A 16,660-nucleotide genomic window follows, 5' to 3' on the forward strand; every position below is an offset into this window, starting at 1 on the left:
CGTTCGCAGTCCTGTCCGTTCGTGGTCCCGTCCTTCCGTGGTCCCGTCCGTGGCCGACGGCTCCGGATCGCCAGCCGTTCTTCTTGGTTGTTCCGGGTTCGTGGGGTGGGCCATGGTCGACGGCTCGGGTGTGCCGGCCGTTCCCCATGGCTGTTTTGTGTTCGTGGGTGAGCCGTGTTCGACGGCCGGGGGTGGTCGGCCGTTGCCAGTGGCTGTTTTCGGCTCGGCGATGGGCCGTGGAAGACGGCTCGGGCGTGTTGGCCGTGCTCCACGGCTGTTTCGAGTCGCCGGGAACATCGGGGCGCTGGGAACGACGGCCCGCTGGCAACGACGGCCCGCCGGGAACGACGGCCCGCCGGCAACGACGGAGCATCGGCAACGACGGAGCAACGGGGGCGCTGGGAATGCCGGTGGGCAGCGCGTCACAGAACAAGGGCGTCACAGAACAGGGCACCGCGCGGCATTCCGGGTGATCGCAAGCTGCGGGCGCGGCCGGTTAACCGCCGCCGGGATTGGTCCGGAGCAATTCCAGGGACGTCATTCCAGGATTTTGGCGGGTGATTCACCTGCTGGAAACAAGCCACCGTGGAAGAAATTAGACTGATCGGCCGGAGGCGGTTAGAATTTCGCCAGCGCACTTCCGTGCAGAATTGGAGCCCACCCCCATGGCGAAGAAGACAATCACCCTCCTCACGGATGACCTGGACGGCAGCACCGCCGATCGGACCGTCGAGTTCTCTCTGGACGGTGTGAATTACACGATCGACCTGTCCGACAGCAATGCCGGCAAGCTGCGTAAGGCGCTCGAGCCCTATCTTGGTGCCGGCACCCGTCTGGGTCGCACTGCCGCGATCAACCGGCGCAGCCCGGTCGCGTCGAGTTCGTCCGGCGGCGGCTCGACCCGGGACCGCAATCAGGCGATCCGCGAGTGGGCGGCCAAGAACGGCCACCAGCTCGCCGAACGGGGTCGCATCCCGTCCGGTGTCGTCGAGGCGTTCGACGCCGCGCACTGACGTCACCCTGACCGCTCGGCGCCGTTTCCGCAACGGCGCCGTCGGTGTACGGCGGAACGGCGGGAATCCTCCGGCGATCCGGGTCGCGGCAACGGGTTGCGGTTGTCGACGTCCTTTCCGCGTACGCAAAGAATCGTCACGAACCGCAGCCGCCCACCGGCCGCCCGTGGACGCCCGGCGCGCCCACCGCGATCTTCCAAAGCCCGGCCCCGTGCGGCGCGGGCCGTCGTGCTACCCGCAATGATCGCGGCGCGGGCCGTCGCGCTACCTGCAATGATCGCGGCGACGGCGGCTGGGGCGGCGTCGCATTGTCCGAGGAATTGACGCTCTTATCTCGGCGGATCGCCCGGGAATGTGCCGTGCCGCAGATCGGCGGTCCTGGTCGCGGTGGTCTGCCGGCCGGCGGCGCCGGCGTGGATGCGCCCGCCCGGTTCGGAATTCGTTCGAGGCGGGCCGCGTGCGCGACCGCGGCCACCATTGCACTACTGTCCGTGGTGGTTTCGGACCTTGTTGCCTGATATATGTATATGTGCCGATGCTCAACTCTAGGAAGGCCGCTTCCTTGGCACGTATCGCCGCTGGACTCCTGACCACCCTCACACTGAGCGCCGCCATCGCCTCGCCCGCCGCCGCCTCCGCCTCTCCGTCGGCTGACTGCTTCGACACCGGACTGCCGGTGACGGTGGAGGAGGCCCGCGTCGACCGGCCCGTCCCGGGCGCCCTGATCGAGGCGGGCGGGTTCACCGACTTCCCGGTCGCGTTGCGCAAAGCCCTCTGCTCGGCCCGCTCGGTCGGTGCCGCACAACGCGCTCTCGCCGTGCAGGGCGCGACGCTGTGGCGGACGGCCGTCGACCGCGCCCAGGGCCGGATCACGATGGGCACCATCGAACGCTACGACGACCGCCCGCTCTACTGGACCCGGCTGACCGGCATCCGCGACATCCGGCAGTGGGCGCCCCGGTTCGGCCTCTCCGACGATCAACGGCAGAAACTGATCAGGACTTTCGAGTACGCGGCGCGCGGCGTCACGTCGACGACCTTCCGTCCCGGAACCACCCGGGTGCTGGTCAGCGGATTCGACCCGTACTACCTGGACCAGGAGATCCGCCGGTCCAACCCGTCCGGTGCCGCCGCCCTGCAGCTCGACGGCACCCGCCGGACCGAGGGCGGCCGGACCGTCGAGGTGCAGGCGGTCGCCCTGCCGGTGACCTGGAGCGGCTTCAACGCCGGGATCGTCGAGGACGCCTTCGGGCCGCACCTCACCGGCCGGTCCCCGCAACGCGCCGACCTGATCATGACGATCAGTCAGGGCCTGCGCGGCGTGATGAACATCGAACGCTGGGCCGGCGCGTGGCGCGGCGGCACGATCGACAACAACAACGCGGGTACGCCGGAGCTGGTTCCCCTGGCGCCCCGGTGGCCGCAGCCCGACCCGACTCCGGAGTGGATCGAGACGTCGTTGCCGTATCAGGCGATGGTCGACGCCGGGACCGGTCCGTGGCCCACGCAACTGAACCGGCAGCTCTGCGAGTGGGCGGCGGGAGACCGGCCGACCGGGACGACCACCTGCCACACCGGTGAGCCCACCGGTCAGGCGCTCTCCGGTGGCGGCGGCAATTACCTGTCCAATGAGAGCATGTACCGGTCGAACCGGCTGCGCCTGGCCCTGGGCGCGACCGACGTTCCGGGCGGCCACCTGCACATCTCGGCGCTGCTCGCACTGGCGGACCCGACCGCGTTGCTGGATCCGGCGTTCGCCGCCGACCGGGCCGCGACGATCGAGCAGACGGTGGCGCTGGTCGGCGCCGCCGGGGACGCGGTTCGTTAGTCCGCCGGGCCGAACCACCGGGCGAGGGCCGCACGCAGGGACTCCTCGTCCGGTCGTTCGTCCCGGGACGCCCACGCCACGTAGGTGTCCGGGCGCAGCAGCACCGCCGTGTGGTCGCCGCCGTTGCCGGTGGCGACCGCGTCGACGCGGTCCTTCCACGGGCTCGCGACGTCGGCCAGCGTCCCGGTGGTGTCGAACAGCAGCGGGCGGGCCGTCCTGGTCAGCTCCGCCACGCGCCGCCCGCCGATCGTGTCCGGGGCGAACCAGCCGACCGCGTCGTCGCCGCTTTCGCCGAGGTCGTACCGCACATCGGCACCGGCCAGCATCCGGGCGACGTGCCGGGCGTTGGCCGGCATCGCCAGCAGCTCACCCACCAGCACCCGCAGCGCGGTGATCTCCGGGCCGGGTCCGGCGAGCACGGCCTGCGCCTGCGTGGACGTCATCACCCGCTGGGCGACGGGACGGCGTTCCTTCTCGTACGTGTCGAGCAGGCTCGCCGGCATCCGGCCGGACAGTACCGTGGCCAGCTTCCAGCCCAGATTCGTCGCGTCCTGCAGGCCCAGGTTGAGCCCCGGACCGCCCATGCTGGAATGCACGTGCGCGGCGTCGCCGACCAGCAGCACGCGGCCCTGCCGGTAACGGTCGGCCAGCCGGGTGTTGCCGAAGACCATCCGGCGCAGCAGTCGCGGGCCGTCGGCGGGCGGCGGTCCGGCCGGCACCGGCCTCCCCAGGATCCGGGCGACGCTCTCCAGGACCTCGTCGAGCGTGACCGGGTTGTCGAGGGCGCCGATCCGCTCGCTCGTGCCGATCATGTGGGGGCGGCCGGGCTGGTTCATCCAGGCGACCATGCCGTTCTCGTACCGCAGATGCCTGTTGGCGGGCAGCGTGCCGAAACCGTCGACGATCAGCCCGCCGTCCGCGTCGACCGACTCCGGCGGGACGCTGACGCTCGCCATCCGGCCGACGGTGTCGTCGCTGGTGACGCCCGGGAACCCGATGCCGGACAGCTTGCGTACGATGCTGTGGCCGCCGTCCGCGCCGACCACCCAGCGGGCGGTCAGCTCCTCCCCGGTGGACAGCGTCACGGTCGCCGCGTCGTCGTGCTGGACCAGGCCGGTGACCTCGACCCCGCGACGGACCTCGACACCGAGTTCGGTCACCCGCCGGCCGAGCATCTCCTCGATCTTCTGCTGGTGGGCGCCCAGCACGTAGACGGGGTTGTCCGGCACCGCGCTGAAGTCGACGGGGAAGGCGCCGAAGTCGTACTCCGGGGCGGGTTCCGGGATGGTGTCGCCGCTCAGTCGTTCGTAGAGTCCGCGCCGGTCGAGCATCCGGACGACCTGGCCGACCATGCCGCTCGCCTTGCGTTCCGGCGAGATCCCGGCGAGGCGTTCCACGACCAGTGGGCGTACGCCGGCCAGCGCGAGTTCGGCGGCGAGCATCAGCCCGTTGGGTCCGGCGCCGACGATCAGGACATCGATCATGTCGAGTGATCCTCCCTCTTAAGATGCGGTGCTGCATCTTATGGAGGCGAGAGTAGGTCGATGCTTTAAGATGCGCAAGTGACTCTTAAATCGCGGCGGCGTGGGGCGGCACTGGAGGACGCGATCCTCGAAGCCGCCTGGGACGTGCTGATCGACAACGGCTACCCCGGTTTCACGTACGACGCGGTCGCCGCCCGTGCCGGCACCAGCCGCCCGGTCCTGTCCCGGCGCTGGCCACAACGCGACGACCTGGTGGTGGCGGCCATCGCGGCCTACCGGAGACGGCACCGCGTCGACGTGCCGGACACCGGGAGCCTGCGGGAGGATGCGCTGGGCCTGCTGCGGGCCCTCAACGCGGACCGCATCCAGATGGTGACGGTGGCGGGCGTACAGCTGATGGGCTTCTTCCGGGGCGCCGGGACCAGCATGAACGACCTCCGCGCAAGCCTGATCGGCCCGGACGAACCCCAGCCGTTCGAGGTGCTGGTCGCGCGGGCCGTCGCACGCGGCGAACTCCCGGACGTGCCCCGGTCCGCGGTCGTGGTGACCATGCCGTTCGACCTGCTCCGCCACGACCTGATCATGACGATGCGGGTGATCCCCGACGAGAAGCTCGTCGCGATCGTCGACGAGGCCTGGCTGCCGCTGCTCACGAGGTGACCGGGACCGCTCGGTCCGCGTCTCCATGTTTCCGTGTTTCCGCGTCTCCGCTGCTCACGAAGCGATCGGGACTGGTCGGTCCACGTGTCCCAGCCGACGTCTCGGGCGCCCGTTTCGAGATCGTGGCGGGAAGTGCTCTCCGGGAAGTGCTCTCCGGGAAGGAGCGCGGGATGGTCCGCGCGGGTTCAGGCGCGTTGCCGGAGCGGCGGCGGTAATCGTGTGAGCGCCTGCCGTGCTGCCCGCGCGTCCGGAGGAACTCTCCTACGGTTACGTGCGGAGGTCCACGACCTCGGCTGTCGTGGGATTCGAGCGCTGACCAACCGCCTGCCGTCCGGGGTGTGGATTAGACCCGGCGAGACTTCAGGGCGAACACGCCGAGGCCGATGCCCAGAACAGCCGGGATGCCGACCATCGCCACGGTGTCGATGATGCTGTTCATGTCGTACTCGATGTTCGTCTCCTCGAGGACCAGCGTCCAGAGCAGGAAACCACTGATCGCGATCAGTGCGGCCGCCAGCCCGAACATGCTCTTGCGCCGCGCCGCGACCAGGCCCCAGACGATCAGGCCGAGGAAGGCGGCGACCACTGCCAGGTACCAGTACTGGAACTCCATGAACTCACCTCAACATCATCCACTCGCTTGAGCCGCACCCTAGCAGTGCCGCGCACGTCCACGACCAGGCACGGGAGCCGCCCACGACCTGATCGGCCGCGGCCGGCCCGGCTCCCGGCGGCGCACGGCACGGGCCGGCGACCGTACTCGGCGGCCTGTTGTCCACCGGCGGCAACCGCGAACCGTGACATGTGCGGGCACCCGCCGACGATACGGCCGAACCGTCGATGACGGGTCTCAAGTACGGCAGCCGCCATTCGTGAGGTGACCTCGGATCCCGCGGGAACGAGGACGGCCACCGCATGATCGTCTGTGCGTTGTGGACACAACATTCAACCTTGCGGTGGCCGAGAGCCACAGCGTAGAGCCTGGCCGATGGCGACGAACCATCGACCTGATCATCGACTCGTTCGCCGGCCGGTCGCCGGGTCACGCCTCGCCAGGCTGCTGCCGGGTTCGTCACCGGACTGCTCGATCAGCTCCGCCGGCCAAGCATCCGGAGACTCCTCGACCGCTACGCACCAGCCGAACCGGCACCACCCGGCACCGAAGCAGACGAGCAATCGAAACAAGAACGACCTCACCTCCACGAAAGGAGGCGCGATGCAACAGCAAGCACACCGACTGCCGATTCAGAACTCGGCTACCTTCCTACAGCGAAGTGATCATCGTCGGTCGGGCGTCTTACGTCGTCGGCACCAAGGGCGCGGTCGAGCCAACCTCGATTGCCTCGCGGACCTTGTTGAGGGCGTCACGGATCATGGCGCCATAGTCATCCGCCGGGAGTTCGTCGAGCGCACCGGTGGCCTCGCTCAAGAAGTGCCGCGCCTCCTTCTCGTGTCCGGCCCGGCGGTGAACGTCGGCCAGATTGAGGTGCAAAGAAGGCAGGAAAGCCCGCGCCCGCCACGAGTCGTCAAAAGCACGGGTTCGCTCGTCGGTGAGATCCGGGAACGCCGCCAGCGCGAGCTCGTCCCACCGCAGCTCATCTTCCACCGAGTCCTGCAGGTCAGCGAGGTAATGGGCGATGGTGCACCGGTGAAGGGAATCCTCAGTGGTCCCCCACAGGCGTTCCAGGACAGCACGGGCACCGGGCTTGTCACCTGCGACATTCAGCTCCTGGGCCTTGCGGATCTCTTCCATCACGACATCGGTCACGGCTCGTCCTCCGGTCAGCGGTCCCGCGACGCGCAGAGCCGCACGTCGTCCAACCCAGGACAGAGCTTCGACCCTCAACCAGGTCGAGGGTCAAGCACCAGGGACCACGATCCCGGCCCCACGTCCGCGCACTGCTCACCTGCTACGGCAACAACACCCACCTGGCATTTCGGCCACACGATCCATGAACAGTCGACATGCAAGCCGGGCCGCGCTGGCCAACCGAACCCGGGAAGCACCAGGAGAAAGCGCCATCTCGCTGAGACGGACACGCCGCCATTCCGCCGAGAAACGGCAGCCACCCGCGCAGGTCAACTCGCAGGACGCCGCCAACTCAGATGAGAACCCACAGATGACCGCGTCCTGGGAAGCCACCGTCGCCGGTCGTGGCAACACGATGCGGGTGCGTCCCCCAGTGCGGGGAGCAGTCAGATGAATCCTGACCACGAAAGCTCCGCTGCCGAACGCGATGAGAGGCCGATCCAGCGGGCGAGCGAACTGCGCCCGGCCTCCGCGACACCGCCGGCTCGGCTCGACGAGATCGCAGCGGAGTTTCTCCAGGAAGCGCACCTCGCGGCGCAAGAAGCGGCCGACCTCGAACGCCAGGCCGACGCGACCGACGATCCGCAGGCCCGAGAGTGGCTGTTGTGGCAGGCCCGATCCGCCATCACGACAGCCCTGTCATGGTTTGAATCCGCCACCGCCGAGGTCGCTGCTGGCGCTCTGCTGACTCCCGAGCTTGACAGAGCGGCCCCGTCGCGGCGGAACCGCTCGGCGCCCGCCATCTGACGGGCGCGGTGGTCATCTCACCTGTCACTGCCCCCTTACCTCGACCTGTCCATGTATGCCGACATTCATCGGAGACCGACCATGAAAACCGACCAGCCGGTATCGACACCCGACGCTCGGGCAACTGAGGATGATCTGCTGCATCGGACCGCGGTCCTGTGCCGGAGGGGCAATAGGATCCGCCGGCATCTGGAGCGCGCTGTCCTGCGCGACGCCGGCCTGACGTGGAGCAGTTACGACGTTCTGCAGTTGGCGGTGAGTCACCGGCCGATCGATACCCGCACGATCGCCGAGATAGCGGGTGTCTCCAAATCCACCGTCACCATGGTGGCCGACGCCCTCAGCCGGCGCGGGCTGGTGCGGTGGCTACGACGGTTGCATTTGGCCCCACCAGGGCGGCTTCAAGTGGCTCCACCCTCACCAAGATCCCCACCGCGACGGTTGAAACTGGCCCCGCCTCCCACCAGCAGCAAGTCGTCGAGAAGATCGCCAAGTGGGGCCAGTTGGGGCCGTCAGGGGCGAGCAAGGTGGGTCCAAATCAAGCCGTCCTGGTGGAGCCATTTCGGACCGTCATAGCCAGTCCAGTATCAGTGCGCCGTGGCTCCAGGCTCAAATGCTGGCCGCGGCTGACCTGCGATCCGGTGACCGTGTCCTCGAGGTGGGATCCGGCGGCTACAACGCGGCCCTGATCGCCGAGCTCGTCGGAGCGACCGGCACGGTGGTCAGCATCGACATCGACCCGGACGTGACCGCCAACGCCCGCGCCGCCCTCGACCGCGCCGGATACCCGCACGTCCAGGTGGTGCAGGCCGACGCCGCCCACGGCCACCCCGACGCGGGGTTGTTCGACGTCATCCTGGTCACCGTCGAATCCAGTGACGTACCCCCGGCCTGGCGCCACCAGCTCGCACCCGCAGGCCGGCTGATCGTCCCGCTGCGGATGCGCGGCAACACCCGCTGCCTGACCCTCCGGCACGACGGCGACCACCTGACCGCAACCGCCGCCGTGCAGTGCGGCTTCGTGGCGATGCAGGGCGAGGGCGCCGACCCGGTCACCCGGATCCGGCTGCACGGCGACGACATCGTCCTGGCCCTCGACGACCCCACCACCCGCGCCGATCCCGAACGACTGGCGGCTGCCCTCGACGGGCCGCGCGTCGAGGCATGGACGCAGATCACCGCCACCGTCGACGAGCATGGCGTCTTCGAGTCCATCCACCTGTGGCTCGCCTCCCAGCCCCGCCGGTACGGGGGTGCTCACCGTCGACCGCCACAAGGTCGGTGATCTGCTCGACCCCGACAACAAGTTCACCTGCCCGACCCTGCTCGGGCCCGACAGCTTCGCACACCTGACCCTGCGCCAACCCCGGCGCGGCGTGTACGAGTTCGGCGACCACGGGTTCGGCCCTGATGCCGACCGCCTCGTCGCCGAACTCACCGACCTCATCCTCACCTGGGATCGTGACTACCGGCATGGACCCGGTCCGGCGATCACAGTGCACCCCACCGGCACACCCGTACCCGCCACCGACCGGCCCCAGCTGCTCGTTCCCCGCCGGCACACCACCATCGCCATCACGTGGCCCGCCCCCATCCACGACAGCAAGGACCCGCAGTGACCAGCACACCGAACGGCAAGCACCCGAGGGATCCGGCCAACGGCACCCGCGCTGGCGCCGAGATCTGGGAGACGATCGACCGCGCCAGGCGCTGGCTCGACGACGCCAACGGCACCGACCGGGCCGAGATGTCGATGCGGATCGTCAAGATCGCCGAAGAGTACGGCGAAGTGGCTGCGGCCTGGGTCGGCTCCACCGGCCAGAATCCCCGCAAGGGCATCACGCACACGCAGCAGGACGTGGTTGCCGAGCTCGGTGATGTCGCCTTCACCGCCCTGGTCGCCGCGGCCAGCCTCGGGGCAGATCCCCGAAAGGTGCTGGCCGACGTCGCGGCCAAGGTCGCCAGCCGGCTCGACCCGGCCGAGGCCGACACCATCCAGGGGCCGTGAGCGGCACAACCCCACCCACGCCGCCTGCAACCACCAGGCAGGCCGGGTTCATCCCCATCCACCCGTCCAGCTCGCCACCCCGCCGGCCCTCACCATCTGGGAGATCACGTTGACCGGCTTCACCGCGACCCGGCCCCACAAACGCGTGGGCGCCAGCACCAGCATGGAGATCGTATGCGGGTGGACCAGCTGGTGGTCACCGACCGGGCCGCGAGATCAGGCAGGTGCCGACAATATGGCACCGCGATGATCATGCAGAGCGGTGCACGGGCGGGAGACCTCACGGCCAGACGGCCGCCAGCCGGCGCGAGGCCACGGTGTTCGACATGCCGGTGACTGACGACATCGCGGACTTCGTCGACGCGTCCGCTCTCGGGCTCGGGCCCGCCGACGTGATCTTCGTGTTCGGCTCTACCCTGCCGGATGCCGTCCAGCCGGCGGTGCAGGTGTTCCGATCAGGGCTCGCCCCTCTGATCGTCCTGACCGGCGGCCCCAACCGCCGCAACCCTGCTCACGTCGAGAGCGACGCGCACGCCCGGCTGCTGCAAGCGCACGGCATCACCCCGGACAAGCTCCTCATCGAGCGGGAGTCCCAGACCTCACGGGAGAACGTCCAGTTCGCCCGCCCGCTCCTCGAAGAACGCCTCGGCCCCATCCGGACGATCATTGCCGTCACCTTCCCTGTCAAGTGTTTGTGTTCATCCGTGCCCTAGTGCAGCGCCGCATAAGTCCTTGATGGTCAGGCTGCCTTGAGTGGGTGGCCGTCGTAGGTCCAGCGGAAGGGTTTCGCGGTCCGGTTGTAGTGGGTGAAGAACTTGAGGATCTTGTTGGCGAGGTGTTCGCGGGAGGTGAATTCCCCGCGGCGCAGCAGTCGGCGGGTCAGGATCGAGAAGACCAGTTCGATCATGTTCAGCCAGGACGCGTGTTTCGGGGTGTAGGTCACGCTGAACCGGGGATGCGCGGCGAGCCAGGCCCGGGTGGCTTTCGCGGTGTGACTCGCCCCGTTGTCCAGGATCAGGTGAATGTTCAGGTGGGCAGGGGTCTCCAGGTCGATCTCGGTCAGGAATGTCTGGAAGGTCTGCGAGGTGTTACGGCCGATGATCGCCGGGCGGACGGTGCCGTCGGCGACGTCGAGGGCGGCCATCAGGGAGACGGTGCCGTGCCGGCGGTACTCGAACTCGCGGCGTTCCGGACGGCGGTGCCCGGCCCGGCGGGTCCGGTGTTTACGGGATCTCGCCTGGATCCCGGTCTTCTCGTCCACGCTGAGCAGGACCGTACCGGCGGGAATCCGCTGGTAGAGGGCGCAGATCTGTTCGGCGCGGTGGAAGAAATCGGGGTTGTCGGGGCGGTTGAGCCAGCCCTTCACCCGGTGGGGTCTGATGTCCACGGCGGCGAGGATCCGCCCGATCTGGCTCGGCGATATCCCGATGGCGTGGTGCCGGCGCAGGTGTCCGGCGATCAGGGTGTGGGTCCACTGGGCGTCGGTCTCGGGTGGTTCGCTGGTCGCGGTCGCGATGATCAGCAGATGCACGTCGATGTCGTAGACCGGTGGGCGTCCCGGGCGGGGCCGGTCGGTCAGCGCCCGCATCCCGCGGGCACGGTAGTCGCGGCGGGTCTTACGCACCGTGGCCGCAGTGCAGCCGACCTGCCGGGCGATCTGCACACTGGGGATCCGCTGGGCGGCGGCGAGCAGGATCCTGGCCCGTTGGACCTGCCGGAACTGTCCACTGGTCTGCCGGCTGATCCGGGTCAGGGTCTTGCGGCGGCGCCGGGTCAGCCGGACCCGATCGGTACTGACAGGCTGTGCGGGCACGGCCGTGACCCCTTCCACGATCGACGATGGTGACGATCACCGAAGATGCCGGTCCGCGGGTGTGTCGGCACGTGACGACACACCCGGACCTGATCACACTGAACGCCGTGCCCGTACCCGCTAAAAGCGTCAAGGACGACCTCGCCGCCGACCTCGACCACCACGCCTCACAGGTCTGGCCCGGCCTGGAAGAAGTCACCATCCGCTGGCGCGGCGGCTACGGCCACGTCACCGCCTGGACCAGCGAAGACGACGGCGTACCCGTCTGCCGCCTGGAATACCTCGGCTTCCACGACGTCTGGGGCTTCGCGCTCTACGACCCCGCCACCGACACCTACACCGACACCCTGCTACCCGACGGGCACCCCGAAGGCAGCCCACAGGACGCCCTCGACTGCGCTGTACGGCTACACCTCACCGGCATCGCCGACAAACCCCTCGACGACGAAGACGACTGAGAACCCACCCACCCGTACAACCATCAAGGACTTATGCGGCGCTGCACTAGTTGGGTGAGGTGTCAGCCGAGCAGGATGCGGTGGCGGAGTAGAGCGAGGCCTGCGCGTCCGCACATCTGTCGTTTGAGCAGCTTAGTTTTGGTTTTGACGCCTTCGGTCTTTCCGTTGTGGTGGGGCAGGGTGACGGCGGCGCGGTCCCGATCGAGCCCCCGGGCGAAGGCGTGCAGGTGGGGCAGGTCTTTCCTGACATGCGGCGGTGATCCACTGTGAGAACTGGTCGGTGTTGTTGTCGGCGAGTGTCAGCAGGACGGCGAAGGAGTGCACGAGGCTGGTGAGAGTGGTCATCTCTATCGTGAGGGATTCGAACATCTCCTGTTGCCGCTGGCTGTGGTGATCGGGATGGGTCAGCAGATAGCCGACCGGGCGGCGGGGTGAGACGGCGGGACGGTCGGCTTCGACGCGGCCTTGGTTGATGTATTTGTGCAGCAGGTTGAGGCTGTCGGTGTAGCCCAGGTTTTTGATCTCCTGGAGCAGGAGCAGGAGCAGGAGCAGGAGCAGGAGCAGGAGCAGGAGCAGGAGCAGGAGCAGGAGCAGGAGCAGGGCCGGGGTGGCGGGGTTCTGCTCGCGACGCGCGCGTAGGTGATCGCGGTAGGGGTCGACGAGGATGGGCCGGTATTTCGGCGCCCGGATCAGTCTGTCGGGTTCGGTGACTCGTGCGTAGCGTTTGATCGTGTTCGGTGACAGGCTGAGCCGGCGAGCGCATTCGAGCAGGCCGACACCCTTGTCGAGTAGGGCGTGGACTTGGTGCCAGCGGTCGCGGGTGGTGGTAGCTCGGATCCCGTCTGCTAATAGCGTGCCAGTCTGGGCCCAGCAGAGGCTGTGGGCGGCGACCTCTTTGCCGATGGCTTTCGGCGGGGTTGTTCCACAGGCGCCGGCGGTCGGCGACCTGGACCGCATCGGGAAGGGCGCGGCGGATCGCCTCTAAATAATGGCGTAGGTGGCCGAGAAGTCCCGGCAGATGATCTGCACGCCGGGATGCTCGCGCAGCCACGTCTCCAGGGTATCGGCCCGCCGATCGAGCAGAACATCGACGCGTTCATGTGTCTCGGCATCGATCAGAACCGTCGCGTACTGACGACTACGGCGCAGCGCGAAGTCGTCCACACCCAGCACCCGGGGAACCGGCCGGACCGGCGGGGCAGTCCGAGGAGAATCCGCACACTCCCGAGGTACGGTCAGACCTGGGATTGCTGCCGGGCGTCAGCGGGGTCGTCGCTGCGGGTCAGGTATTGCGGGACCGGGCAGCTGTCGGTGCCGGTGTCGCGGGTCAGCCCGTACCGCACCGGGCCGCCGTCGGCCGGGGCGGTGGTGATGTCGTCGCGGGCCGTCTGCCAGTCGACGAGATGCAGGTAGATGTTGTAGTCGCCGCCGGACTCTCGCTGGGTGAGGGTCACCTCGCCGTCGAGGTGGAAGTATTCGCTCGCCCACATCTGCTGAACGCCGTCCGGCAGCGAGGACACACCCTGCCCCGGGTTGCCGAGGAAGGTGTGGTCGGCGGCTTCGCCGGGGATCCGGTCGTCCATGCGGTGCCCGCCGCCGGACGCGACGTGGAACAGTTTGCCGCGCAGCCCGCTCCAGGCCGGTGGCACGATTCCGCCGGCCCGCACGTGGAACGGCACCTGCCAGCCCAGATGTATGTATCCGCGGCCGGTCAGGGTGACCCGTTCGCCGCGGTGGATCAGGCTGACCACTTCCGGGCGGGGATCGTTGTCGGTGCTGTCGGCGATAGTCAGGGTTCCCTCCGGCCGCCGGGGCAGCGCGGCGGGTCGGCGGTTCTTCGGCGGGGCGGTGTCGACGGTGTCCACGACCTGCCCGTACCCGGCCACCGGCGATGACGTCGCGGGAGCCGGACCGGCCTGGCTCGGACCCGGGCCCGGGGAGGCGGCGGCCGTTGCGGTGACCGGCACGGTGCCGGTCACGGCCGGGGCGGGGGCTTGGGCTCGGGGCTGCGCCGACTGTACGGCGGCGAATCCGCCCGCCGCGACAGCAACTGCTGCCGTGGCGCCCGCGAGCACCTTGACCACCGTGGATGTGCCGGCCGCGGCCGCGAGGCCACCGATCGCCGATCCGGCACCGGCCACCGCTGCGGTGGACAGCCCGGCGCCGAGCAGATGCGGGGCCGGCACCAGAGCCAGTCCGGCCAGCAACCGCTCGGCGGGCACCAGCCCCGCCCAGGAACCGTTGCACCGTACACAATCGCGGGTGTGCCGGGCGATCCGCTTGCGCCACCGGCCGGCCGGGATCCCGTCCCAATCCCGGATCTCCTGCGCCAGGTCGGGGCAGCGTGGCTGCGCGTCCAGGGCACCAACCACCGCCCGGGCGGCGTCCAGTTGCGCGCGCATCCGCTGCACCCGTACCGCGGTGTGCGCTGGCGACAGGTCGACCGCCGCCGCCAGTTCGGCGCGGTCGATCTCGCCGGCGGCTTCCAGCCACCACAGGGCCAGCAGTTCGCGGTCGCCCTGGTCCAGCCAGCGCGTCGCCTCGGCCACCCGGCGCCGCTCCCCGGACAGGCCGAGCCGCAGAATGGTCAGATCGGCGAAGTCCGCGCCCGGATCGGCGGCGTCCCGTGCGTCGTCCAGTGGTGCGGCCCGGCTGGCGGCGGTCTGCCGGGCTGAGGCGGCGTCGCGGACCTCGCGGACCGCGATCGCGATCAGCCACGACCGGAACCGGTGCGGATCGCGCAGTCCCGGCAGCCCCCGGACCATCCGGATCATCGTCTCTTGGACGACGTCGTCGACGTCGGCGTGCCCGGACAGCGCCCGGCCGACGACGTTGTAAACCAGCGGCAGGTACGCGCCGATCAGCTCGTCGAGGGCACGCTGGTCGCCGGTGCAGGCGGCGACGACCAGCTCCGTGTCCGCCTCGTCACGCCGCATGCCCCGTCCCTCGTCGCGTTCTGCCCTGATTCTCGGCGGGGGACCGACCGGCCCGCCCGTGATCGGGTATTCCGGCCGGATCATCGCTGTTGCCCGTCCCGGCGTCGTGCCCGGCGCGGGATCGATCCGTTGCCCCGGGCGAACGCCGGCGTGGCGGTCCCGGTCAGCCCGGTGGCAACGGCGCCGCCGGTGGCGGACGGCTGTGCCGCGAGAGGGTGACTCCTGATCCGGACGAGATGCGCCTCGGTGTGCAACATTCGGGGGTGTCGGGCCGCCGCCGAGGCACTCGCCGTCGGCCCGGCCAGACCTGTTGCCGTCAGGAAACCCCGTCGGCTCACATCTGTTATCACCGTGCTCCGCTCCACCGGGAAACCGTTACGTGAGCGGAGACCTCGGAGGGGTTGGCCGGATAACAGAACGGCCCGTATCTCCTGACTGATGTCTCAGCGGGAGACCTCAGGATGAGGCGATGGTGGCCGGGCGGTCGGTTTGTGCGACTGCCCGGCCACCGTGCAGCGGTCAGCGGTTACGCACGAAGACGTCCTGGGTGTCGTCCTCGGCGTCGCCGGGCACGAGGTTCGTCGCGGAGGAGACGAACGCCAGGCGCCGCCCGTTGGCGCTGATCTGTACCTGATAGCTGGAACCGTTGCCCTGCTGCCCACTGGCGGACAGGCTCACCAGCGTCGTCCGCTGCGTCCGCAGATCCCGGACGAACACGTCGTAGTCACCATTGGTGTCGCCGGGAACGAGATTCGCGGCCAGCGACCGGAAGGCGATGTACCGGCCGTTCGCAGAGATGACCGGGTCGGCGGAGTAAGTACTGCCCGGTGTCCCGCCCGGGATCGCGCTCACCACGCTCGTGCGGCCCGCCGTCACATCACGGACGAAGACGTCGGTGTTCGCGTTGGTGTCGCCGGGAACCGCTGTGGGTTCGGCCGAGGCGAAGGTGACGTAGCGGCCGTCGGCGCTCACGGCCAGACTCATGTCCGTGGAGCGGGTGAACTGGCGCCCGTCATGAGTGAGATTCACCCGGGTGACGGTGCCGGTGCTGCGGTCACGCAGGAATACGTCTGCGGTCGCGTTGGTGTCGCCGGCCACCAGATCGGTGGCGTACGACAGGAACGCGACGTAACGGCCGCCAGCACTGACCGCCGCCGCAAAGCTCGCACCGTTGCCCGTGGTACCTGCCGCGGTGTGGCTGATCAGATCGGTGCGGCTGGTCGCGAGATCGTGCGCGTAGACGTCATTGCTGCCGTTGGTGTCGCCCGGAACGAGAGCGGCTGTCGGGCTGAGGACGACGGTGCTGCCGTCGGCGCTGATCCGGGCGCTGGACAGGTCGTGGAAGGGGTTGGTTCCGTCCCCGGCGAGGGCGTCGATACGGCGTAGCGATTGCAGCCGGGTGTCGTAGAGGAAGAGGTCGTTGACGCCGTTGGTGTCGCCGGGCACCAGGTTGGCCGCGTAGGAGTAGAAGAGTATGAAGTGGCCGTCGGCCGTGATGGACGGCCCGTAGCTTGCGGAGTCGGCTTGTGCGCCGTTCGCGGCGATGCTCAAACGGCGGGTTGTGCCGTCGCGGCGGTCGGTCAGGAAGATGTCGTAGGAGTTGTTGGTGTCACCGTTCACCAGATTGGTGGCACCGGAGGCGAAGGCGACGTACCTGCCGTCGTCACTGACGACGGGTGTGGTGCTGTCGCCGTCGGTGGACGTGCCGGTGACCGGCGTGCTCACCTTGCTGATCTCGGCGCCGCTGGCATAGGCCGGCGGTGAGAGTGCCGGGATCGCCAGCAGTGTGGTCAGTGCCGCGACGACGGTGAATGACCGGCGGGGCGGGAGGAATGCGGGGGTGCGCATGGCGCTTCTCCGTTTCCTGGAGCGTCGCGAAGCGCCTGACGGACTTCGGAGGCTC

16 protein-coding genes and 1 pseudogene are annotated in these 16,660 nt (G+C 69.1%); 10 read left to right on the forward strand and 7 right to left on the reverse strand.

What is annotated here, in order from left to right; genetic code table 11:
* Positions 1-665: 665 nt before the first annotated feature.
* Entirely contained in the window at positions 666-1,013 is a 348-nt protein-coding gene (locus tag QSK32_RS43785) for a histone-like nucleoid-structuring protein Lsr2 (RefSeq protein ID WP_045746101.1), read from the forward strand.
* 562 nt (positions 1,014-1,575) lie between these two features.
* Entirely contained in the window at positions 1,576-2,841 is a 1,266-nt protein-coding gene (locus tag QSK32_RS43790) for a PA0049 family protein (RefSeq protein ID WP_052720989.1), read from the forward strand.
* On the opposite strand, the gene QSK32_RS43795 is transcribed toward QSK32_RS43790, so the two are convergent.
* Positions 2,838-4,325, reverse strand: a complete 1,488-nt coding sequence (locus QSK32_RS43795; protein ID WP_285475368.1) for an FAD-dependent monooxygenase — start codon at positions 4,323-4,325, stop codon at positions 2,838-2,840. The two genes, QSK32_RS43790 and QSK32_RS43795, sit on opposite strands and share 4 nt — an antisense overlap.
* A gap of 78 nt (positions 4,326-4,403) precedes the next feature.
* Here QSK32_RS43795 and QSK32_RS43800 point away from each other — a divergent pair, with 78 nt between their 5' ends.
* Positions 4,404-4,985, forward strand: a complete 582-nt coding sequence (locus QSK32_RS43800) for a TetR/AcrR family transcriptional regulator (RefSeq protein ID WP_285475369.1) — start codon at positions 4,404-4,406, stop codon at positions 4,983-4,985.
* 343 nt (positions 4,986-5,328) lie between these two features.
* On the opposite strand, the gene QSK32_RS43805 is transcribed toward QSK32_RS43800, so the two are convergent.
* Together QSK32_RS43805 and QSK32_RS43810 are read right to left on the reverse strand one after the other, a co-directional pair.
* Positions 5,329-5,598 (reverse strand): hypothetical protein, encoded by a 270-nt coding sequence (locus tag QSK32_RS43805; RefSeq protein ID WP_045746104.1) that lies wholly within the window; start codon positions 5,596-5,598, stop codon positions 5,329-5,331.
* Between the two features lie 684 nt (positions 5,599-6,282).
* Entirely contained in the window at positions 6,283-6,771 is a 489-nt protein-coding gene (locus tag QSK32_RS43810; protein WP_425394680.1) for a hypothetical protein, read from the reverse strand.
* A 414-nt stretch (positions 6,772-7,185) separates the two neighbouring features.
* Here QSK32_RS43810 and QSK32_RS43815 point away from each other — a divergent pair, with 414 nt between their 5' ends.
* The 6 genes from QSK32_RS43815 to QSK32_RS43835 all read left to right on the forward strand — a co-directional run bounded on the left by QSK32_RS43815 (position 7,186) and on the right by QSK32_RS43835 (position 10,263).
* Positions 7,186-7,542, forward strand: a complete 357-nt coding sequence (locus QSK32_RS43815) for a hypothetical protein (RefSeq protein ID WP_045746105.1) — start codon at positions 7,186-7,188, stop codon at positions 7,540-7,542.
* Positions 7,543-7,623: 81 nt separating this feature from the next.
* Positions 7,624-8,118, forward strand: a complete 495-nt coding sequence (locus QSK32_RS45645; protein WP_169792518.1) for a MarR family transcriptional regulator — start codon at positions 7,624-7,626, stop codon at positions 8,116-8,118.
* Positions 8,036-8,827, forward strand: a complete 792-nt coding sequence (locus tag QSK32_RS43820) for a methyltransferase domain-containing protein (RefSeq protein WP_285475370.1) — start codon at positions 8,036-8,038, stop codon at positions 8,825-8,827. Before QSK32_RS45645 ends, QSK32_RS43820 begins: the two co-directional genes overlap by 83 nt.
* Positions 8,796-9,161, forward strand: a complete 366-nt coding sequence (locus QSK32_RS43825; protein WP_285475371.1) for a class I SAM-dependent methyltransferase — start codon at positions 8,796-8,798, stop codon at positions 9,159-9,161. Before QSK32_RS43820 ends, QSK32_RS43825 begins: the two co-directional genes overlap by 32 nt.
* Entirely contained in the window at positions 9,158-9,550 is a 393-nt protein-coding gene (locus tag QSK32_RS43830; RefSeq protein WP_353051020.1) for a MazG-like family protein, read from the forward strand. Before QSK32_RS43825 ends, QSK32_RS43830 begins: the two co-directional genes overlap by 4 nt.
* Before the next feature lie 326 nt (positions 9,551-9,876).
* Positions 9,877-10,263, forward strand: coding sequence for a YdcF family protein (locus QSK32_RS43835; protein ID WP_285475372.1), 387 nt, complete (start codon positions 9,877-9,879; stop codon positions 10,261-10,263).
* 26 nt (positions 10,264-10,289) lie between these two features.
* Here the strand turns inward: QSK32_RS43835 and QSK32_RS43840 are convergent, their stop codons facing one another.
* On the reverse strand, positions 10,290-11,363 hold the full coding sequence (locus QSK32_RS43840; RefSeq protein ID WP_285475373.1) for an IS630 family transposase: 1,074 nt from the start codon (positions 11,361-11,363) through the stop codon (positions 10,290-10,292).
* 71 nt (positions 11,364-11,434) lie between these two features.
* On the opposite strand from QSK32_RS43840, the gene QSK32_RS43845 reads away from it, so the two are divergent.
* Positions 11,435-11,821 carry a hypothetical protein gene (locus QSK32_RS43845; RefSeq protein ID WP_285475374.1) on the forward strand — a complete coding sequence of 129 codons (387 nt, stop codon included), beginning with the start codon at positions 11,435-11,437 and terminating at the stop codon, positions 11,819-11,821.
* 62 nt (positions 11,822-11,883) lie between these two features.
* Here the strand turns inward: QSK32_RS43845 and QSK32_RS43850 are convergent.
* From QSK32_RS43850 to QSK32_RS43860, 3 genes and pseudogenes are all read right to left on the reverse strand, one after another.
* Positions 11,884-13,027: pseudogene (locus tag QSK32_RS43850) on the reverse strand (ISL3 family transposase); the annotation flags it as partial.
* 29 nt (positions 13,028-13,056) lie between these two features.
* Entirely contained in the window at positions 13,057-14,757 is a 1,701-nt protein-coding gene (locus QSK32_RS43855) for an RNA polymerase sigma factor (RefSeq protein WP_285475375.1), read from the reverse strand.
* A 519-nt stretch (positions 14,758-15,276) separates the two neighbouring features.
* The gene (locus tag QSK32_RS43860; protein ID WP_285475376.1) at positions 15,277-16,605 is read right to left on the reverse strand and encodes a TolB family protein; all 1,329 of its coding nucleotides are present in this window, start codon (positions 16,603-16,605) and stop codon (positions 15,277-15,279) included.
* Positions 16,606-16,660 lie beyond the last annotated feature (55 nt).

The organism is Actinoplanes sp. NBRC 101535, assembly GCF_030269225.1.
GTDB classification, from domain to species: domain Bacteria; phylum Actinomycetota; class Actinomycetes; order Mycobacteriales; family Micromonosporaceae; genus Actinoplanes; species Actinoplanes rectilineatus.